Source organism: Mucilaginibacter angelicae (assembly GCF_042434235.1).
In the GTDB taxonomy this organism is placed as follows: Bacteria; Bacteroidota; Bacteroidia; order Sphingobacteriales; family Sphingobacteriaceae; genus Mucilaginibacter; species Mucilaginibacter angelicae.
Window position 1 is genome coordinate 104,432 of record NZ_JBHLTS010000077.1, and the last position, 20,549, is coordinate 124,980.

23 protein-coding genes are annotated in these 20,549 nt (G+C 43.8%); 8 read left to right on the plus strand and 15 right to left on the minus strand.

Features of this window, described 5'->3' with window-relative positions; all coding sequences use genetic code 11:
• The first annotated feature begins 123 nt into the window (after positions 1-123).
• The 6 genes from miaB to secG all read left to right on the plus strand — a co-directional run bounded on the left by miaB (position 124) and on the right by secG (position 5,662).
• The gene (miaB, locus tag ACFFGT_RS27715) at positions 124-1,578 is read left to right on the plus strand and encodes a tRNA (N6-isopentenyl adenosine(37)-C2)-methylthiotransferase MiaB (RefSeq protein ID WP_377025761.1); all 1,455 of its coding nucleotides are present in this window, start codon (positions 124-126) and stop codon (positions 1,576-1,578) included.
• A gap of 56 nt (positions 1,579-1,634) precedes the next feature.
• Positions 1,635-2,003, plus strand: coding sequence for a four helix bundle protein (locus tag ACFFGT_RS27720; RefSeq protein WP_223266126.1), 369 nt, complete (start codon positions 1,635-1,637; stop codon positions 2,001-2,003).
• Positions 2,004-2,114: 111 nt separating this feature from the next.
• Positions 2,115-3,374: a sigma-54 interaction domain-containing protein gene (locus ACFFGT_RS27725; protein WP_377025762.1), complete on the plus strand. Its 1,260-nt coding sequence runs from the start codon at positions 2,115-2,117 to the stop codon at positions 3,372-3,374.
• Positions 3,375-3,472: 98 nt separating this feature from the next.
• Positions 3,473-3,904 (plus strand): LptE family protein, encoded by a 432-nt coding sequence (locus tag ACFFGT_RS27730; protein ID WP_377025763.1) that lies wholly within the window; start codon positions 3,473-3,475, stop codon positions 3,902-3,904.
• A gap of 33 nt (positions 3,905-3,937) precedes the next feature.
• Complete coding sequence (locus ACFFGT_RS27735; RefSeq protein ID WP_377025764.1) at positions 3,938-5,284, plus strand: hypothetical protein; 1,347 nt, start codon at positions 3,938-3,940, stop codon at positions 5,282-5,284.
• A gap of 9 nt (positions 5,285-5,293) precedes the next feature.
• On the plus strand, positions 5,294-5,662 hold the full coding sequence (secG, locus tag ACFFGT_RS27740; RefSeq protein ID WP_377025765.1) for a preprotein translocase subunit SecG: 369 nt from the start codon (positions 5,294-5,296) through the stop codon (positions 5,660-5,662).
• Positions 5,663-5,915: 253 nt separating this feature from the next.
• Here the strand turns inward: secG and ACFFGT_RS27745 are convergent, their stop codons facing one another.
• From ACFFGT_RS27745 to ACFFGT_RS27780, 8 genes are all read right to left on the minus strand, one after another.
• Positions 5,916-6,254: a hypothetical protein gene (locus ACFFGT_RS27745; RefSeq protein WP_377025766.1), complete on the minus strand. Its 339-nt coding sequence runs from the start codon at positions 6,252-6,254 to the stop codon at positions 5,916-5,918.
• A gap of 89 nt (positions 6,255-6,343) precedes the next feature.
• A complete protein-coding gene (locus tag ACFFGT_RS27750; protein ID WP_377025767.1) occupies positions 6,344-7,213 on the minus strand; it encodes an aldose 1-epimerase family protein in 870 nt (289 codons plus the stop codon).
• Positions 7,214-7,323: 110 nt separating this feature from the next.
• On the minus strand, positions 7,324-9,771 hold the full coding sequence (locus ACFFGT_RS27755) for an SMP-30/gluconolactonase/LRE family protein (protein WP_377025768.1): 2,448 nt from the start codon (positions 9,769-9,771) through the stop codon (positions 7,324-7,326).
• 236 nt (positions 9,772-10,007) lie between these two features.
• Positions 10,008-10,376, minus strand: coding sequence for a VOC family protein (locus ACFFGT_RS27760; protein ID WP_377025769.1), 369 nt, complete (start codon positions 10,374-10,376; stop codon positions 10,008-10,010).
• A 31-nt stretch (positions 10,377-10,407) separates the two neighbouring features.
• Positions 10,408-10,869, minus strand: coding sequence for an SRPBCC domain-containing protein (locus ACFFGT_RS27765; RefSeq protein ID WP_377025770.1), 462 nt, complete (start codon positions 10,867-10,869; stop codon positions 10,408-10,410).
• Positions 10,862-11,281 (minus strand): LIC_13387 family protein, encoded by a 420-nt coding sequence (locus tag ACFFGT_RS27770; protein ID WP_377025771.1) that lies wholly within the window; start codon positions 11,279-11,281, stop codon positions 10,862-10,864. The genes ACFFGT_RS27765 and ACFFGT_RS27770 overlap by 8 nt, the downstream gene beginning before the upstream one ends.
• On the minus strand, positions 11,271-11,720 hold the full coding sequence (locus tag ACFFGT_RS27775) for an SRPBCC family protein (protein WP_377025772.1): 450 nt from the start codon (positions 11,718-11,720) through the stop codon (positions 11,271-11,273). The genes ACFFGT_RS27770 and ACFFGT_RS27775 overlap by 11 nt, the downstream gene beginning before the upstream one ends.
• A gap of 9 nt (positions 11,721-11,729) precedes the next feature.
• On the minus strand, positions 11,730-12,062 hold the full coding sequence (locus ACFFGT_RS27780; RefSeq protein ID WP_377025773.1) for an ArsR/SmtB family transcription factor: 333 nt from the start codon (positions 12,060-12,062) through the stop codon (positions 11,730-11,732).
• Between the two features lie 218 nt (positions 12,063-12,280).
• Here ACFFGT_RS27780 and ACFFGT_RS27785 point away from each other — a divergent pair, with 218 nt between their 5' ends.
• Entirely contained in the window at positions 12,281-12,754 is a 474-nt protein-coding gene (locus ACFFGT_RS27785; RefSeq protein WP_377025774.1) for a hypothetical protein, read from the plus strand.
• A 16-nt stretch (positions 12,755-12,770) separates the two neighbouring features.
• Here ACFFGT_RS27785 and ACFFGT_RS27790 read toward each other — a convergent pair whose 3' ends face one another.
• Entirely contained in the window at positions 12,771-13,661 is an 891-nt protein-coding gene (locus ACFFGT_RS27790) for a helix-turn-helix domain-containing protein (protein ID WP_377025775.1), read from the minus strand.
• Positions 13,662-13,730: 69 nt separating this feature from the next.
• On the minus strand, positions 13,731-14,549 hold the full coding sequence (locus tag ACFFGT_RS27795; RefSeq protein WP_377025776.1) for an SDR family NAD(P)-dependent oxidoreductase: 819 nt from the start codon (positions 14,547-14,549) through the stop codon (positions 13,731-13,733).
• A gap of 417 nt (positions 14,550-14,966) precedes the next feature.
• Here ACFFGT_RS27795 and ACFFGT_RS27800 point away from each other — a divergent pair, with 417 nt between their 5' ends.
• Positions 14,967-15,485 (plus strand): hypothetical protein, encoded by a 519-nt coding sequence (locus ACFFGT_RS27800; RefSeq protein ID WP_377025777.1) that lies wholly within the window; start codon positions 14,967-14,969, stop codon positions 15,483-15,485.
• Between the two features lie 15 nt (positions 15,486-15,500).
• Here the strand turns inward: ACFFGT_RS27800 and ACFFGT_RS27805 are convergent, their stop codons facing one another.
• From ACFFGT_RS27805 to ACFFGT_RS27825, 5 genes are all read right to left on the minus strand, one after another.
• A complete protein-coding gene (locus ACFFGT_RS27805; RefSeq protein WP_377025778.1) occupies positions 15,501-16,334 on the minus strand; it encodes a helix-turn-helix domain-containing protein in 834 nt (277 codons plus the stop codon).
• A gap of 51 nt (positions 16,335-16,385) precedes the next feature.
• Complete coding sequence (locus tag ACFFGT_RS27810) at positions 16,386-17,357, minus strand: aldo/keto reductase (RefSeq protein ID WP_377025779.1); 972 nt, start codon at positions 17,355-17,357, stop codon at positions 16,386-16,388.
• 94 nt (positions 17,358-17,451) lie between these two features.
• Positions 17,452-18,969, minus strand: a complete 1,518-nt coding sequence (locus ACFFGT_RS27815) for an FAD-dependent monooxygenase (protein ID WP_377025780.1) — start codon at positions 18,967-18,969, stop codon at positions 17,452-17,454.
• Positions 18,970-19,009: 40 nt separating this feature from the next.
• Positions 19,010-19,828: a helix-turn-helix domain-containing protein gene (locus tag ACFFGT_RS27820; RefSeq protein ID WP_377025781.1), complete on the minus strand. Its 819-nt coding sequence runs from the start codon at positions 19,826-19,828 to the stop codon at positions 19,010-19,012.
• A 69-nt stretch (positions 19,829-19,897) separates the two neighbouring features.
• Complete coding sequence (locus ACFFGT_RS27825) at positions 19,898-20,398, minus strand: CAP family protein (protein ID WP_377025782.1); 501 nt, start codon at positions 20,396-20,398, stop codon at positions 19,898-19,900.
• Between the last annotated feature and the right edge of the window lie 151 nt (positions 20,399-20,549).

Consider the following 20,549-nt stretch of genomic DNA (forward strand, 5'->3'; position numbering starts at 1 on the left):
GGCGGGTAGTACGGAAGTATTACCCGTTTTTTGTAAAGTAAATGGTGATTTTATTTAATACTGACAATATGTCATTTATGTATTTAAATTTTGTTTATTTTTGCAAACTAATTTTTTATATAAATGATGGATTTGCTTATTCCGGATAAAACACATGATGAGAGCAGGCAGGGTGAGGCGTTAATGTTAAAAGCCGAAACAGCTAAAAATAACGGCCGCAAGCTTTATATTGAAAGTTATGGCTGCGCCATGAATTTTTCTGACAGTGAGATTGTTGCCTCTATATTGGCCGAAAGTGGCTTTGAAACCACTTCCGACTATAGCATAGCTGATGTTATTTTCATCAATACCTGTTCTATCCGCGAAAATGCCGAACAACGCGTACGTAACCGTTTAAGGGAGTTTACCGTTGCCAAAGTAAAAAATCCAGGCCTGGTTGTGGGGGTATTAGGCTGTATGGCCGAACGCCTGAAATCAAAGTTTCTGGAAGAAGAAAAATTAGTTGATGTTGTTGTTGGCCCGGATGCTTACCGCGATCTGCCAAACTTGATTGACCAGGTTGACAGCGGGCAAAAAGCGGTTAACGTACTGCTGTCGCGTGAGGAAACTTATGCAGATATCAGCCCGGTGCGTTTAAACAGCAATGGCATTAATGCCTTTGTATCCATTATGCGCGGATGCGATAACATGTGTTCGTTTTGTGTGGTGCCGTTTACCCGCGGCCGCGAACGCAGCCGCGATCCGCAATCAATAGTAGCCGAATGCCAGGATTTGTTTGACAAAGGCTACCGTGAGGTTACTTTGTTAGGGCAAAATGTGGATTCATATAAGTGGAAGTCGAAAGTTGAAGGTTCTGAGCCGGAAGCTATAAACTCAGTATCAGAAGCTGAAACCAATTTTGCCAACCTGCTGGAGATGGTAGGCTTGATCAACCCTAATCTGCGGGTTAGGTTTTCAACCTCACATCCAAAGGATATTACCGATGAGGTGCTTTATGCCATCAATAAATACGATAATATCTGTAACTATATCCACCTGCCGGTACAGTCAGGCAACAGCCGGATCCTTGATCTGATGAACCGTACTTATGACCGTGAATGGTACATCAACAGGATCGATGCCATTCGCCGTATCATCCCTGATTGCGCTATATCAACCGATGTGATTACCGGTTTTTGCAGTGAAACAGATGAAGAACATAAGGAAACGGTAAGCATGATGGATTACGTAAAGTATGACTTTGCCTACATGTTTAAATACAGCGAAAGGCCGGGCACATTAGCGGCAAAACGTTATGCCGACGATATCCCCGAAGAAGTAAAACAGAAGCGCTTAACCGAGATAGTAGCCAAACAACAGGAGTATTCTTTTTACCGAATGCAAGCCCGCATTGGCAGGGTAGAGCGCGTACTGATTGAAGGCTTCTCCAAAAAATCAGACAAAGACTATTGCGGCCGCAGCGATCAGAATGCGATGGTGATTTTCCCGGTTGGCGAAGGCTATAAACCAGGAGAATACGTTAACGTACTCATTGAGCGCAGCACAACGGCAACGTTAATAGGAAAAGTAGTGGAATAGAGGCAAGAAGTCAAGAGTCAGGAATCAAGAAAGAAGGTAAAAGGAATCAAATAATGATGAGGCATAATTTTAAGAGCTTGAAGATTTGGCAAAAATCGATGGATCTTACTGATTTAACTTATGATTATTGTAAAGCATTACCTATCGAGGAAAGATATAATCTGATTGACCAATTAAATAGATGTTCCTGTTCAGTTCCGTCTAACATAGCGGAAGGTTCGGGTAAAAGGACTAAGGCACATTTTGCCGAATTCTTAACAACGTCCCTAACCTCTTCTTTTGAAGTAGAGACGCAATTATTAATATGTGAACGAAGGGGCTACGGCTCTAAAGACAAATTAAAGGAATGTTTAGACCTCGTTGTTGAAGTTCAAAAGATGATATTCTCTTTCAGAGAATACATTCTGAACTCTGATGATGAATAAAAACATGATCTTATATAAAGACAAGATGTATGTAAGAAGTTATATTTGGGTCGGAGGCTTCTCCGCTCAAATCCTGCTTCCTGACTCTTGACTTCTTGAATCTTTTTTAACATGGAAGTACAGGAAATAAAACAACGCTTTGGGATCATTGGCAATTCGCCATTGCTTAACAGGGCTATAACTATAGCAAACCAGGTTTCGCCTACTGATATTTCGGTATTAATTACCGGCGAGAGCGGTAGCGGTAAAGAGGTTTTTTCGCATATTATACACCAGATGAGCCCGCGTAAGCATGGGCCGTTTATTGCCGTTAACTGCGGCGCGATACCTGAAGGTACTATTGATTCAGAACTTTTTGGTCACGAAAAAGGCGCTTATACCGGTGCCGTCGGTGAACGTAAAGGTTATTTTGAAACCGTAAATGGCGGCACCATATTTTTAGATGAGATTGCCGAAATGCCGCTGGGTACCCAAGCCCGTTTGCTGCGGGTGCTTGAATCGGGGCAATATATTAAAGTAGGTTCATCTAAAGTTGAAAAGACAAACGTACGTGTTATTGCAGCTACCAATGTTGACGTGTATGATGCAGTAAAGAACGGGAAGTTTCGTGAAGACCTTTACTATCGCTTAAACACCGTGCCATTGAAGATCCCGCCATTGCGCGACAGGAAAGAGGACATATTTTTGCTGTTTCGTAAGTTTACGGCCGATTTTACCGATAAATACCGTACGCCGCCAATCCAGCTGGACGATGAGGCCCAGCAGGTATTATCAAACTATTCGTGGCCGGGTAACGTAAGGCAACTGAAAAACATGGCCGAACAGTTAGCAGTGCTTGAGCGCGACCGGATCATTACTGCTCAAACCCTGCTTACCTATATCCCGCACGAAACCAGCGGGCGTAACTTACCGATGCGTTTGGACAATCAGCCTAAAGAGGATTTTTCCGAACGTGACATCCTGTATAAAGTATTGTTTGATATGAAGAGGGATATGGTGGAGTTGAAGAAACTGGTGGCTGATATTATTGAACATGGAGGTGTTTCGCCGCATTATGCCAATAATCCACAAACCTTAAACCAGCTTTACCGCGATATTGAGCTGCATGGTAATAACGAGTCACAATTTACTTTACAACAACCCGTTAATACCGTTACAAACAACAGCAATAATAATAACAACACCATCGACGGCTTTAATATAACACATGATGCCGAAGAAGTGGAAGAATCACTGTCGCTGATTGAAAAGGAATCGGACCTGATCCGTAAGGCTTTGAAAAAACATAAGGGCAAACGTAAGCTTGCCGCTAACGAGTTAGGGATCTCTGAGCGTACTTTATACAGGAAAATAAAAGAACTAAACTTATAAAATTGATGAAAAAACTTTTGGGAATTATTTCAGTGTGTGTGCTGGTACTTATATGTCCATCATGTTACACTCTCAAAAATCAATCAATCCCGCCCAGTTTGAAGACCATTAATGTACAGTTTTTTGAAAATAACGCAGCTTTGGTGGTAAATAACCTGAGCCAAACTTTCACTGAAGCGTTAAAAGACAGGATCCGTACACAAACCAGCCTAAGCTTAGTCCGCGGCGAGGCCGATGCAACCATGTCAGGCGCTATTACTGGTTATTCTATCGCTCCGGCATCTATTCAGGCTACTGCAAATAATGTGGCCCCAATTGCTGATGCTAACAGGCTTACTATTACCGTTCGTGTTAAATTTTCATTTGATGCCGCGAAAACTCCGGCAGATAAAAAGCTTAGTTTTGAGCAAAGTTTTACTAAGTTTGCTGATTACCGGGGGGATATTTCTTCGCAGGAGCAGGCACTTATACAGCAAATTAATAAGCAATTAATTGACGATATTTTTAACGCAGCCTTTTCTAATTGGTAGGCAATTTGTATTTTCAACCACGTGGATCAATATTTGAATAGCAGGCAATACGAAATATTAGATGAACTGTTGGCCAACCCGGTCGAGACAGGTTCTTTTTATGGCTATAACCTGCAGCAGCTGGTTGATGCCTATCCGCAAAGCGGCATTTTGCGTGCCTTGCTTGCCCATGCAGGTACAAACAAAGATGTGCAGCGCGCAGCAGTTTATTACAATCCTGTTTTACTGCATAAGTTAATTCAAGAGCCTGAGGGCCTTGCCGCAGTAAATTCATCACAATTAATTAACCTGCTTAATATTGCTCCTGCAGCAAATAAACCGGTTGCCGAAAACTATTTCAATATTGGCTCTGCTGTTGATGACCTTCAGGAGACCTTGCCGCCTATACCGGGCGACTCTGAGCTTACTATAAACGGTGAGATAAATAGCTTTGATTTCACCGGTACCGATGAACATAAGCCCGAAACTATAGATAAAGAATGGGAAGCTGATAACGGCAGATCGATAACCTTTGAGTCGAATGGCGAAGTGGTTGCATCTACCCATGATATAGATGATGAAGTTTATGACGAAATCGTTGGGATTGAAAACATAAATATAGGTCAGGCTAATGCGAGTGAATCCGCTCACGATATTAAAACTGATACTTCGCCTCAGGAATTGAATACACCGCCAGTTGCCCTTAGTGAAACTAAGGACATTGAAGACGATGTAACTGAAAAATGGATAATCGGTAATATCGCATCAACTGATTATTTTTTGTTTGATAATTCGGTTGTTGATACAAGAAGTGAAGATAAGGCTGTACTGCATGAGCCGGCTTCGCAGCAGGCTGAAATTGAAGCTGTAGAGCAGCATGAGGTGATCTCCAAATATAACGACGAGAAAATGCCTTATACCTTTATGTGGTGGTTAGATAAAACCCGTAAAGAATATGCATCAACTTATCAGCCTTATAATATTGAAACTATTACACAGGCAAAAGCCCCTGTAGCTTCCAATAATCAAACTGCTGATGCATTGCAGCATCAGTATTATGAAAATATCTTCCATTCGCAATCTCTTGAAGAGCTGGAGAAAACCCCTCAGCCTGATGTTCCGGAGATAAAAAGAAAAGAAGATATCATCATTGAGAAATTTATTAAGGAGGAGCCCCAGATCAGGCCGCCATCTATGGATAAGCTTGATAACGAGAATAAAGCTAAGAAGAGCTCAGAAGACAGGAATGACCTGGTGAGTGAAACATTAGCCCAGATTTACATCGATCAGATGTTATATCACAAGGCTATTGCAACTTACAAAAAATTGATGTTGAAATTCCCGGAAAAAAGCCGTTACTTTGCAAGCCAAATTGAGCAGTTAGAAAAGAAAACTAATTAATATAAAGAAATGTATATCGTTTTAATCATTGTTACCGTAATTGTATGTGCTCTGTTAGGGCTTATCGTACTTATCCAAAACCCTAAAGGCGGTGGTTTGGCATCAAATATTTCAAGCTCATCACAATTAATGGGTGTACAAAAAACCGGCGATTTTTTAGAAAAAGGTACCTGGGCTTTAGCTATCACCCTTATGGTACTGGCATTGGCTATTAACGTAGCTGTAAAAGGTGGTTCATCAACCAGCACAGATAACCCTGCATTGCGTGAGCAAATTGAAAAAGCGTCAAAACCAAGCAATGCGCTTCCTTCATCTGCTCCTGGATTAACACCATCTACTACTGCACCGACTCCTAAAGCAGATAGCAGCAAAAAATAATCAACTATTTTAATCAAGATATTAAAGGCCTCTGAATATATTCAGGCGCTTTTTTTGTTGGCGGTATCCTCAAGGGATATAAAAGCGTCATTGCGAGGCACGAAGCAATCCCCGACTTACAGAGCCGTCCTGTATAGTTCGCGATTGCCTCGTGTCTCGCAATGACGTTGTGGAGATAATATATTTATGAAGTGCCAACAAAAAATGCCCCCAATTTCCATCGGGGGCATTTTATTAAACAATGTTATCCAAATTACAATATCAGGATCAATACCAAAATAATGATGATAATAGCGCCTACTGAAAGGTAAATACCGCCGCCGCCAAGGGCATTGGCTTCTTTTTTCATCCCTTTAAGTTCGGTGCGGAGTTCTTTGCGTTCCTGTTTGGTAAGCTCCGATTTATCCATTGCTTTGATCTCGTTTACACGGGCTTTGATCTCCTCAACGCGGGCTTGTTTTTGCTCGGTTGTCATGGTTGCAATTTCTTCTTTGCTTAGCGGGGTAAGTGCATGACCATCGGCCGCAAAAGTATTCAACGCTGTAAATGACAGCAGCAAAGTAAGAGCTAATAAATAAATTTTAGTTTTCATAGTTTTAGTATTTAAGTGATTCTTTCTATGAAAGAGAAAAACTGTGAAAAATGTTTTACAGAAGTTTAAAATTATTGTAAACCAAATGTTTACAAACAGATAAAATAGGCTGATTCGAAAACATGCCCTACACTTAACTTTTGGATAGCTTCCTTTTCTTTGATGTCAATATGCTTACCCTCTGTATCCGCGCAGCCAAGCCAGGGCTCTATACAAACAAAATCGGCGCCGGGTTTAGCCCATAAACCAAGGTAATTAAAATGCGGAAATTCAAGCGCTAAGGTTTGATCATGCTTATCGCTTTTAATAGTTATCATACGCGATTTCAGGTCTTTAAAAACCAGTGCATCGTCATTAAACAGGTCGCGGGTTAAATAAAGTTTTTTATTGGGGGTAGGTACGGGATGGGTTACGCCGTTAAAAAAGCCATCTTTTGATAGCAGATGGGTGTTAAAATGTTCTTCGGTTTCAAATTCAAGGTAATAGTCCTCATAGCTTTCGCCTTTATTAAAGGGGACATTAAAAGCAGGGTGGCCGCCAACTGAAAAATATATTGATTTTTTATCAAGGTTGATCACTTTATAGGTGATGCGGAGCGCGTTATCGATAAGATGGTAAAGGATCTGGAAATCAAATTTAAAGGGGTAAACCTTTAAAGTGTTTTCGCAATTGGGTAACGAATAGCTTGCCGAGGCCTCATCCGACTCTAATAAAAAAAACTCCGACTGCCTTGCAAAGCCATGGCGCGACATTGCATACTTTTCACCGTTAACCAAAAGTTCATTATTAATGAGGCCGCCAACTATCGGGAAAAGGTTGGGGGCATGCCATGGCCAGACTTTTTCATCGGCCTGCCACATATGTTCAATGCCTGTGGCTTTGTCAATAAATGAACTCAGCTGAGCGCCTTTGGTGTCGATAGCTACTTTAATGTGGTCGTTTTCTAAAGAAGTGATCATAGGAGTATAATTAATGTGAAAGCCCGGCTTTATAATTTATAGCCGGGCTTTAAACCAATGTATTAAGATTTCGTTAATTGGACAACTTCCGGTTGAACGAAGTTAACAAATCAATCATCATCCTGTTCTTTTTTCGGTTCTAAAATTACAAAGGCGCTCCTTTTTGGCGCAGGCATGACAGATGCTTCACCTTTTACGTACTTCCAAACCACTTCATTCAGGTCAATATCCGGTGCAGCATCTTCTTTGGCAAAATTAAACAGTTCGGAACGTTTGCTGCTTTCATTTACGGCTATGTTGCGTTGTTCCAGGTCAACTTGCGCGGGCTTGGTTTTATAAGGTGTAAAATCAGGCTTGCTGGTAAAGCAGTCATACAATGGCATAGCAGCTGCATCATACTGGCTCATTGGCGGCAGGCCTAAAATAAGCTCCATAGTGCGCAAAACTCCCGATGTGGAGTACATGCCATGGATCACCGCATTACGCTTTACATACGGGCCCGCAACAAACACCGGCGAGCGGTGGGCATCAATATGGTCGGGGCCATTTTGGGCATCATCTTCCAGAATAAAAACTACCGACTCCTTCCAGATAGGGCTGTGTGATAAATGTTCGATGAACTGGCCTATGGCCTGGTCATTATCGCCCACTGCAGCAATCGGGGAGATAGCGCCTTTACGCTGCCCGCTGGTATGGTCATTTGAAATGCGCACGGTGTTGAAATGCGGTACTGCATTTATTGTTAATAACGAATCAAAATCATGGGCCCAGATATCTACACGTTTAACATCCTTCACATCCAGGTCAAAACCAGGTGATTTGGCACAAAAATGCCCTTCAAGCGATTTTAAGTTTGCTTTGCCCGGGTTGTCATCACTTACAAACTCACCGTAAGTGCGGTAACTTACACGGGCACGCTTGCAGTAATCCCATATAAAACCATCGCGCGGATAGGCGGCTTTGCGGGTACCTTCAAAATCGTAGTTACCGCCGCGGCCACCGTAGCTGGTTGGCCAGGTTTTTTCCACAAAATCGGTGGCGTAGGCTGCCATGCTCCAGTTATGCCCGTCGGCGCTAACTTCGGCATCAACATAAAAATTATCAAGCAGCACAAATTCATTGGCTATGGCATGGTGGTTAGGTGTTACCTTATTACCAAAGATGCATAGTGAAGTATCCCCATTACCATTCGGCATATCGCCTAAAACCTGGTCGTAAGTACGGTTTTCTTTGATAATATAAAACACATATTTAATGGGCGATTTTTCACCCGGGCGGCGGGGGATTGGGTTACCTGCTTCGCCTTTGGCCGTTTTTTCAATTTTATCGGTAAATGGCGTATTGGCGTAAACCTGTTTGGTATACGTTTTCAGTTCTGCATCAGATGGTGTATTGATGAACGACAGCGTACCTTTAAATAAGCCGCCTATATATTGCTCCCTGCTGTTGATAGCCCCCTTTTTATAGCCGCTGTTATCTGTTTTTTTAACAGGCTGCGGCCCCCTGGGGTTGGCCATTGACGAAAAGCCTTTGCCGTTTGATACCAGGATTTTATTGCCCAGCACTTTTACATTGGTAGGATACCAGCCTACCGGAATAAAACCCCGGCTTTTGCTGCTGCCGGGTTGGGTTACATCAAATACAGCAAGGCAGTTATTATCGGCGTTGGCAATGTACAATGTTTTTCCATCGGGCGATAGCGCCAAACCGTTGCTGGTTGAGCCGGTGAGGCGGGTAGGATAAAGTGCTGTAGAAATGGTTTCCACAATTTTGTGCGTAGCCGTGTTTACTACCGATACGGCATTGTCGTTGGCATCGGCCACATACAGGAATTTACCTTTTTTATCTAAAAGAAGCTCATTGGGGTGACTGCTGGTTTTAATGGTGCTGAGCGTTTGCGTAGCTATGTTGTAAAAGCCAAGCTTATCACCTCCCCATAAAGAAATGTATAACGTTTTTTCATCGGGAGATAAAATGCAGCTATATGCCTCGGCGGGGAGTTTTACCTGTTTAAGGATGCCTTTTTTATCAGGGTCGATAATGTAAAGGGTGCTGTCTTCTTTAGTAACCGAATACAGGCGGCTGTTGCTTTTGTTGGTTACCATCCCCGTAGGGCAAACCTTGTTTTTGGGCCAGGCTGCGGGAGCTAATTTGATGGTATCGGGAGTACCGAGCTTATTATCCCTGATATTGAAAATCAGGATCCAGTTGTCGTTGCCGCCCGATGCATATAGTTTTTTCTCGTCGCGACTAAAAGCAAGCCCGTACCATGATTTTTTAACCACAACCTCATCAAGCAGTTTCTCATTTTTAGGATCAATAAGCTGTACCGATTGGGTACTTTGGCCGTTATTGGTAACAGCCAATAATTTACCCGATGATGATAGCTGCATATTAAGCGGTAAATCGCCAAGGGGGAGGGAGCGACCTGCGGGGCTAAGCTTCCAGCCGTTAGGCAATAGTACCTGTCCTGTTTGTTCAATTTTACCCGGAGTTTGAGCAAATGAGTGTAACGCGGCGCTTAAAAAAGCAATGCCTGCGATCAGTTTTAGTTTCATAAGAAAAACGATTGTAGTCAAAATTACAAAATCGTTTTACACCGAAAGGGTTATTAACAGAAACTTAACATGATAGTAAAGTAAAATGTACCGTTAAATATTCGGGTATATTTAATGAAAAAGCGGGACCCGGGCTAAGCAGTAATTGTATCAAAATCTGATGAGCAAGCGATAGTAGAATGTCCTGTTACCGGTTGCTCATCAGGCATAGCCAAAAAGTGTAAAAGCAATAAAGGCTATTGCATGGAATGGAGCGCTACGCGGTTACCTTCGGTATCCGTGAAACGCGCTGTGAAGCCATTGCTACCTATGGCGGTTTTAGGCAGCTGGATTTTGCCGCCGGCCGCTTCCACCCGGGCTAATGGAACAGCAAGGTCGTCGCCTCCGTTTAAATAGATCAGTGAACCCTGTTGCGATGGTTCATAACCTGTTTCTTCCAGTAAACCGCCGCCAACACCGCCTTCGGCCGGCTCGGAGGGAAATAAGGCGTATTTCATGCCGGGAAACGGTTCTGTCATTTTGATGTCCAGTACCGTTTCATAAAATGTTTTGGCCCGCTCAAAATCTGAGGCGGGGATCTCGAACCAATTGATTGCGCTTTTCATGTGGTTGTTTTTTGGTGATTAAATATAGCGATTAACTTATATTAGGATCGCGTTTTCTGCTATCGGGTTTACCCGTCCCGGTATCAAGCAGCAATTTCAGGCTTTCGCCGATATAAAAGTTCCAGCCTTTTTCACAATTGTCGAAACATTCCTGTACTGATGTAAGGCCTTCCTGAGTAAAATTGATCGTGGTATTTTTATTATTTTCTGCAATTTCCCAAACCAGCCTGTGGTGCAGCCATTCCTGTGGATCCTGCAGCCAATGCAGGTGCGAGCCGGTTACCTGCCAGATGATCTTCTGCGTTGGGATAACTTGTGCAACAAGAAAATCGACAAGGGTTTCGCCAAAACGGATGGTAAAACGGTCGCCTGCCTTTTCCGAAGTCCCTTCGATATGGGTCCCCCACCATGCAGCCACATTGCTGATACCTGCGGCGGCCTGCTCTGCCGTTGCATTAACCTTAATCAGGATCTGATAATCGGGTTTATTCATAATGTTGTTGTTTTAATGGGATTTTTAAATAAGCCCAGGCAGTACAAATAGCAGCGATAGATGAAAGGAGTGCTGGCAGGGGGAAGAAATAAATATACTCACTAACCGCCGTAGCCAACAGGAGCAAAGCTAAAGCAAGCGTTATGGTTTTGATGGGATTGTCCGAAAGCAGCCATAAAATGGTAGTGATGAACAACATCACAAAGATCATGATAATGCCATAACCCATGAAAAAGCCGGCAAGCGTAACAGATCGTCCCATAAACTCAAAATGTTCAGTTTGCATGCCGCTAATTACTGCGGCTATCTTTTGATTGGGTGCCTGCTGCCAGGTCAAAGCACCCAGGGTATGACCGGCGGTGTGCAATAACATTGCCGTGGCCGCAATACGTAATAAAAACTTAGGCTTCATCGGCTACAGCTTTGTATAAGTTCATGATATGTCCCCAACCCTGATCCATATCGGCGATCACCTTTTCGCCGCCCAGCAGTTTGTCCAGATTGCGGTGCTCAAATTTAACCCGGGTGGTTTTGGGGCCTTCTGTTATAAAGTTTACCTCCACCTCGGTCACCAGTTCCGGGTCGTATTTAAAATTTCCGTTAATCTGCCAGGCTAATACCAGCCGGCCGTAAGGGTCCCAGGTGAGCACTTTACCCACATTTGCCTCGCTGCCGTCTTCATGAACAGTATACCAGCGGCCATCAGGTTTGGGTTCCAGTACCGCTGCAGTCATTGCGCAGCTGCCTATATGGTGTGTTTTGGGCCACCACAAGTCCATTTGTTGGGTAAATACGTTGAAAGCCGTTTCCTGTGCAGCTTCCACCAAAAGTTCTTTTCTGATCGGTTGCATAATGGTTTGTTATTTTGTTTGTTTTTGATGTTCGGTTTGTTCGGCCAATTGCTTAAACCTGTGCAAGGCTTCATCCCAAAACTGGTCGAGATAGTCGCGCATGGCCCGGATGCCTTCCTGTTCAATGCGGTAAATGCTGCGTGTGCCTTGCTGGGCCATCGAGATCAGTTTGGCTTCCCGAAGTACTTTAAGGTGCTGTGAAACGGCCGGGCGACTAACGGTAAGCCCTTCGGCTATATGCACTACAGAAAGCGGCCCTTTGGCCAGTTTTTCAAAAATGGCGCGCCGGGTTGGGTCGCCCAGGGCATTGAATGCGGTTTCGTAATTACGGAGTGCCTGCATGGTTCAAAATTAATGGTAAGCAATTACTTACCGTAAGTATAAACTTACCATTAATTTTTATAATTGCAAATTTTTTTTAATTAAAGCTGTTGTGGTATGGAAAAATGAAAAGCATTCCCAAACTATTTTAGGAAAGCGTTGAAATTTATTGCAGATATTTAACGGAGCCTATTACCCATCGGGCTTTATAAAGAAGGCTTTTTATTTATAACTTGACTATGTTTAATTTATTCAAAAAAAAACAAATACCCCTCATTAAACATCAATACAGAAATCTAACTATTGTCCTTCCATCCCATTGGCAATATGAACTTGAAGGGGAAGATCAGGAAGCCTGCTTTGATCCTAAATCTCAAAGCACCCTGCGTTTTAATATTGTTAAGGCAATGCCTCCAACAGGAGCCACCGATGAAGAGAATATAAAATTTTTGACTGCCGATCAGCCGTATATCACTACGGCAGGAGGATATCTTTTAACGGGGCCCGCTTTTAAAGAGTCAGTCGATAGTGGTAATAACATCAGTCTTATTACCTGGAAATTGATAAATTATACTGGAGCCGAAAAAATAATGGCCGTTATCACCTATACCATTTTATCTGCCGAAAAGGAATCGGCACAGGAAAAAGAAATTTTTAACCTGCTTGAAAATTCGCTGCAAAACGCCGAATTAAGCAAAATAAGAACTGTGTAACAACAGAATAAACCTGTTAGTTTGCCAGCTGCTTTTTAAACTGATTAGGGCTGATCCCTGTTTCCTTTTTAAACAGTCTTGAAAAATAGGGCAGGTTCTCAAAACCCAGTTCATATGCTATTTCAGATACACTCTGATAATCGCCCTTAAGGCGGTTTTTGGCCTCGTTTACCAGGTAAATATGGATTAGTTCTATCGCTGTTTTACCTGTTTCCTGTTTAAGCATATCGCTCAGGTACCGGGGGGATAGGTTGAGTTGCGACGCTATTGCATTAACAGATGGCAGGCCCTGGGTAGGTAGTAAGCCATTTTTGAAATAGGCAGCCAAAACGTCATTGAATTTTGATACTGTTTTACCCGAAAGCTCCGTACGGTTAATAAACTGGCGCTTATAAAACCGCTGCGAATATTTTAATATCGAGTCGATATGTGTAAGCATAATGTCTCGGCTGTACTCATCGGTGTTATTGAGGTACTCTGCTTCTATCTTACTGTAAAGGTCCCACATGATCTGCTCTTCCGAAGGGGAAAGGTGCAATGCCTCATTTGCTTCATAATCAAAAAAGGCATACTTATTCATTTCGGTGTGCAGAAAATGGCCATGCAGAAAATCTTCATGAATGAACAGAATAAATGCGTCCTCATCATATTCAACACTATTAAATTGGATAACCTGCCGGGGTTTAATGAACATCATGCTGCCGTTATCATGGTCATATTTAGTACGGCCGTACATGATTTGGCCCGCTTTAAGCTTTTTAAACCCGATCATGTAAAAATCGGATGTAAATTCCCTTTCGCCAAGCCCGCAGGTGTGTGTGCACCTGTACATGCTGAAGAGCGGTGTCTCCGGCATCGGGAAGCCGTTGAAGCGGTGCATATCGGCTAAAGTTTTAAAATGCTGCATGATCATAAAATTTATACAAATCTACGCCGGAATGCGGCGTAGATTATGTCAGGATAATACCATTTAATATTATTTACCGTGCGCCGCGGCCGATACCTCGTTCCAGTTATCCCACTCAGTAAAGCGGCCTTCATAGGTGTGTTTAATCCATGGATAGGCATATTTACCAAGTAATAAACGCAGGGGAGGGTTTTCGCTGTCAATCAGTTTCAACACCGCATCTGTAGTTGCTTCCGGTACACCGAAAGTATCATCAGTTATGCCAGCCTGGAAAGCCGCACGTACTCCATCATACTCTGGCATTGCTACGGTTTGGGCAGCAGAAGCACCAGCCCAGTCAGTTGAGAAACCGTTAGGTTCAATCAGCGTGACATTTATGCCAAAACTTTTTACCTCAGCAGCCAGTGTTTCAGTCAAACCTTCCACCGCAAATTTAGAGGCATTGTAAATGCCCAGTACAGGCAGGGTAATAAGGCCCAGTACACTCGAAAGCTGAATAATGTGACCGTGGCCCTGCTCACGCATAACAGGCAATACAGCCTGTGTTAGCCATAACAAACCAAAAAAGTTGGTTTCCATCTGTTCGCGGGCTTCTTTTTCGGAAGTTTCCTCAATGCTGCCAAATAAACCGTAGCCTGCATTATTGATCAGGATATCAATACTTCCAAAATGTTCTTTTGCTTTTAGGATAGCTGCAAAATCAGCAGCGCGGTCATTAACATCAAGTTGCAGCGGTAAAATATTGTCGCCATATTGGCTTACCAGGTCATCCAGCGTACTCAGGTCGCGGGCTGTTGCTACTACTTTATCGCCTCGTTGCAATAGTGCCTCGGCCCATAATTTACCGAAGCCACGTGATGCACCGGTAATGAAAATTGTCTTTGCCATTGTTGTAGTTTTTAAATGTTGAGACAAAATTAGGGCGACAAATGCAGAGCGGTTTATACAGAAGTGGGGAACACTGATACATATTTACGTAGGCTTCTGTAATTGGTAATGAGAGTGTCATTAGGTGTGGAAATGGTGGTAGGGACTGCTTGTTAATTTGATATTTAGTATCACAGCATCCGGGGCAACAGGCTTAATTTTGATATATTTATTGCTACAAGACGATTAATAGCTTGAATGCGCGAATTTACTCTCATGAAAAATTAATAGGAACCGCTAAACTGCAAGCAGGGGATGTGAGCATGGGGCATATTTATGGCGAATTCTTTCCAACGGAAAACTACCTTAATGAAGTTCAGCATATAGTTTGGGAGTTTAACAATTAAACCAGACTATGTAAAATGGGGCTTGCTTAAATTGAGCGTACAACTCGATAACGATTGCTTCCTTTTTGCCGCGGGCGGAATTACTTTTGATGATTTAAAGGAATTGCCAGACGAGCCAAAACGCATTGATATTGCCGGTACTGATAGATACATAATAGAGGACTTTATTTTACAAGAGGAACCAAGACCCTTTGTTGTTGAGCCCTGGGAATCTATTTCCATTGAACAAAAAATCTTGTTTGAAGATGAGCTACAAAAAGAACTGGGGACAGAATTTAATAAACATCCTTTTTTTGATCTTTTTGAACGATATCGTGATAATCATGTTTTGGTAGATTTTGAAATGATGGCGTTATGCCAGGATCAACGAAATGACGATGTATTGTTTAGAATAAGCAAAAAGAATTTTGACCAGGAATTTGCCGTGGTACATTTAACATGGCGCGGTTATAAAGAAAGCGACGGATATCCCAAAGTACAGTTTTATAGCGATTTTGATTATTTTAAGTATACAAGAATGTACCCTGATAAGGTGGATTGGGAATATTGATAACAAAAACTCAATTTATATTGAAGCCCTGCCGCTTTCGGATAACCCATCCGTTGGAGCCTTGCCAAACCTTTTCTTAAAAGAATATGAGAAATGGGAGAGGCTTTCGAACCCAAGGTCGAGATAGATAGCAGATGCTTTCTTGTGCCTGTTTTCAATTAAATGCCTGGCTTCCGTTAGTCGCTTTTCCTGCAGCCAATGCCGGGGGGCCATTCCAAATGTTTTCTGAAAATCTCGCTTGAAGCCGGCAAGACTTCTCCCTGTAAGCTGCGCAAATTTTTCGACAGGGACGTTAAAATGAAAATTGCTGAGCATAAACTTTTCCAGGTCGATCTTATATGGCTCTGAAAAATCGAACAAAAACGCTTTGAGCTCCGGCATGGTATGCAGTAACAGTTTCACCCCCTCATTTACTTTCAAAATGCCCATTGCATCCGTTAATCTTGCCGAGGGATTTCGGACATAGGGTATTATAGATTGAAAATATCCCTGTAGAAAATCGTTTCCGGGAATAAGGATGTTGGGAGGGCCGCTGTATTTTTGATGGATCTCTATTTGTTCTTCCAATGCGATCTTTCTCAGCAGGTCTTCCTGCAAGGAAATCACAATCGTTTCATAATCCTCATCAGGCAGCGGAGTTTTGGTGATCTGCCCCAGTTGATTTTTACCGATCAGCAGCATTTCGCCTCTCTTCATCGAAATCTTTTGATCGGCTGTTTCCAAAGTAAATAACCCGGAGACCTGCAAAACGAGGGTGTTGTGCAACATAAAGCCCACTCTCTCTTTTCGCTTAGTGGAGAGATAAGCGTAAAAGATCACGCCTGGGATTATTTCGGTTGGATTTGTCATTAGAGATAAAGATATAAAATAGATGGGGCTATACATAAGCCCCATTCATTATTATCGCTGCAGGTATGTACCGCCAAGTATAGCGCCCGGTGCAAAATTGGTGCTTAGGGTATTCATCTCTTCCGGACTGAATTGAATTTCCATGGCCTGCGTGTTTTCCGGCAGGCGTGATCTGCGGCTCATACTCACCAATGGCATAATATCATTGCCCTGTGCATTTACCCATGCTATGGCCAATTGTGTAGGTGTATATCCTTTATCCTTAGCCATTTGTTTTAACACTTCCACTTTCTCCAGGTTTTTGATTAGGTTATCGCCCTGGAAACGCGAGAAGTGGCTATGGTAATCATTGGCCGCAAGCGGAGCTTTCATATCGCCGGTAAGTAAACCTTCGGCAGTATTGGCAAAAGCCACAACACCTATACCCAGTTCTTTAGCTGTGGGCAGCAGGTCGCTTTCAATCTGGCGGTCGGCCAGCGAATAGCCTATTTCCAGTGCTGTTACGGGATGTACGCTATTAGCCTTGCGCAGTTGATCGGCAGTGATTTCGGAAACGCCGAGGTGGCGCACCTTGCCTTCTTTGATCAGATCGGCAACAGTACCAATCACATCTTCCACCGGAACGCTGTTATCCAACCGGCAGGGCTGATAAAGGTCGATGGTATCTATACCCAAACGCACCAAAGAATAGTTGATAAAGTTTTTTATGGCTATTGGACGCAGGTCCAATCCCAACCATTGGCCATTATAAAAAATGGCGCCAAATTTTACACTGATAAAAGCATCATCCCTCCGGCCTTTAATGGCTTTGCCTACCAGCAGCTCGTTGTGGCCTGCGCCATAAAAATCGCCGGTGTTCAAGAAATTAATGCCATTATCTAATGCTGTCTGGATAGTAGCAATGCTTTCGCTTTCGTCATTCACCGGGCCTCCCCAAACCGAGGACATGCGCATGCAGCCTAATCCGAGCTTAGATACGAGCGGGCCATTTTTGCCAAGGTTTATTTTTGATATCGTTGTCATTACTGTTGCTGTTTTATTGATTAACGATGCAAAGATCAGCATGTTTGGCCCGCAACCGCTTTCTTTTACGGCTCAATTTACTTGCCTGGGTGGCTCAGGCAAACCAGCGTGCAGCAGCGCTCCGGAGCTCACTATAATCCGGCTTGCCAGAAGAAGCCCATGCGATGATCCCGTCAGGACGTATCAACACGGCACTCAAACCTAATTGATCTTTCGCTGGGCCCGAAATATATTTCAGTTGATCACCATATTCATCGGCCACAGTTCTGAGCGAAGCATCGGTATTAAAATCAAGCAATATCGCCAGGCCATCGCGCATTAGCTCACCAATAGTTGCACCCTCTTCTAATTCAAAATTGGGGACGCTGTGACCTGTTAAAGGGTGACTGTTGCCAAGATCGTAGTGGGTGAAAATGCCCCACACCCTTCCCGCAAAGTAGGTGGCGCCATCGCGCGTATTCATGAGGTCGCGGATAATTGCATACAGCGCGTGAGCTGCCGGGTTTGGTTTCATGATTGCAGCCTGCGCACGCGACCAATCCAAAACCTGGATGCCAACAGGGTGCCGTTCGGTATAATAGCTGTCCAGCAGACCTTCCGGCGCTTTCTCCCGGATGGTTGCTGCAAGTTTCCAGCCCAGGTTCATGGCATCGCCCAGGCCAAGGTTAAGCCCCTGGCCGCCCAGTGGCGCATGAATGTGCGCGGCATCGCCGGCTAAAAGTATCCGTCCGTTGCGGTAGGTTGTGGCCTGCCGTGCCCTGTCGGTCCAGGTGGTTGCGATATGCAGGGCGCTGATGGTAACGTCAGTATTGGAGACACGGCGCAGCACCTCCTGCACATGTTCAAGTGTGATTGGCTTTTCTGAACTGTGAAATGCCCCGCCGTCAAAATCCTGGATCTGCAGGTAACCCGGCTGCGATTGCAGGTACATGCCCGTTGGTGTCACGTTTCGGCCCGGGCTGAGCTTCTCCGGGTCGGCGATGTCAACTTTGGCAGTATAGCCTGTAAACTCCGGCTCGGTACCGGCAAACTCAAAACCGCCCAACTTGCGGACAATACTCCGGCTTCCATCACAACCCACAAGCCATGTACTTTGAAAAGATTGGTTGCCCGATTGAACAGTTACTCCGTCGTCGGTTTGATTAAAGCCGGTAATGGCAAACCCGCGGTTGATTTTTACACCCAGCGCTTCTGCCCGGCTGGTTAGTACGGTTTCAAGCTCCTGCATTTCAGAAATTAAGCTTGTTTCGGTAGAGCCGGGCAGGCGGTATGTCCATTGCGAGGTGTCAACATTACCTTCAAGAAATGGAATGCCGGCGAAGTGTCCTACCTGGCGCTGGGCACCTTGTTTAGCATTTTGGTGGGGATTTTTGACGCGTTTATGGATCTCAAGTTTATTAAGCAAGCCGCGGCGATAAAGCGTTTCAATAGTAGGCGCCGAGAGCCCGCGGATGCCGAAAGGTAATTGTTTTAATGTTGAGTGCGGATCCTCCGCTTTTTCCAGTATCAGGACTGAACATTTGGCCAAAGCCAGTTCGCAGGCGAGAAACAGGCCAACAGGCCCTGCGCCGGAAATGATAACATCGTATGTAGGATGATTTTGTGCTGTCATATAAAATTATTGATGCACAAAATTCAGGAATGCTGTTGCTTTAGGATTGTACAAATGCGACAAAATCGGTGCTCACAGCCTGTTTGCCTTTCCTTGCTTTTCGCGCAAATGCTCCTGGCGTAGTACCGCTGTAGCGTTTAAACTCCCTGCTCAGGTGGGATTGGTCTGTATAGCCCAGCTCATGAGCCAGGCCGGCAAGGTTGGTATCCGGATCAAGCCATAATTGATTCCTTACCTGCTCAAAGCGTATGAGAGCGGATACATCTTTAACTGTATGACCAGACGATTGCTTGAAATTCCTCTCCAGCGTACGAACAGTGGCATGGGCCGCCGCCGCTACCTGGCTTACCGGCAAGGTGCCGTTTGCTTCCCTCATAGCAATACCTGCTTTGAAGAGCATATTGCTGGGAGCAATCCCTGATCGTGCATCAAGGAAATACTGCTTTACCTGCGCCAGTGCTTCATCGGCCTTACCGGCCTGAATCAATTTATTCAATGTGGGTTGAAGCCGGGCGATAGGATGTTCGAATATACGCAGACCGTCTTTACCGGCTTCCAGTCCGAGCAAATCGAACACCGTCCAGGGGAAGCACCTGATACCGATGATCTCCAAACGGTTTTCCGTATAAAAAACAGCAGGTTGATTGAGCAGTCCCATCATAAACGGTGATGGCAATGGTTGCAAGCTTCCATTATTAGCAATGCTAATGGCGCTGCCGAAATAAAAAATAATTTCGGCGTAGCCATCGGGCTGTACCTCAAAACTTGATTGTGATAACCCTGATTCTCTGATATTGTACCAAAAGCATTTTATGATATCACGGAGCTCTTCGGGTGGTTCAAATTCCTTGTGCTGCATTTTTAAAGGTAGGGAATTTGGATTGCGGTTGATGTTATTGGCTACTTTAACTTATCCTATTATTTTTAATTAATATGGAAATTCGCCAATATAATTACCTGGCGGGGAGTAATTAGCTACAACGTATATATCGCCATTATCAGCAATTGCCACCCCGACTCCAACCTCTGTTGTTTTTTTCCAAATCATTTGGGTATAGTGACCGGTGGATCCACCGCCGCCGATTTTGCTGTAGGTATAACCTTTCTTTTCGCTATACCAGTCCAAAGAGGCGTCCAGTGGAGTATAATTACCACTGCCCATGAAAATATTCTCGCCATATTTACGGTTTTGCCGATGGGAAAATGTTTTTGTACTGGCTAAATGGTCGGCCCATTGCTGGGCGTAGGCCGCAAGTTCTTTACTCCATGTAAGGGGGGATACTCCTACTTCTTTTCTGGCCATGTTATGGTGGTCAAGCACTTTTTGGGCATCCCCGGCAGATATCCAGGCTCCGGTTGTATCGTTTATGTCCTGTGCGTATGAGTAGCTTGAGATAAGCAACAAACCCATTATAATAAATTTAATCATGTGTAAATTATTTTAATGATTTATTTAGTTTCCTGGTCAAGTGCAGTACAAAGGCTAAAAGAATAACCTTCGTGTTTTTAGCAACCGGGTAAATTAAAATGGTAACCCTAACCTAATTACTCGTTATCGATATCTGCGTTTAAAGGTATGT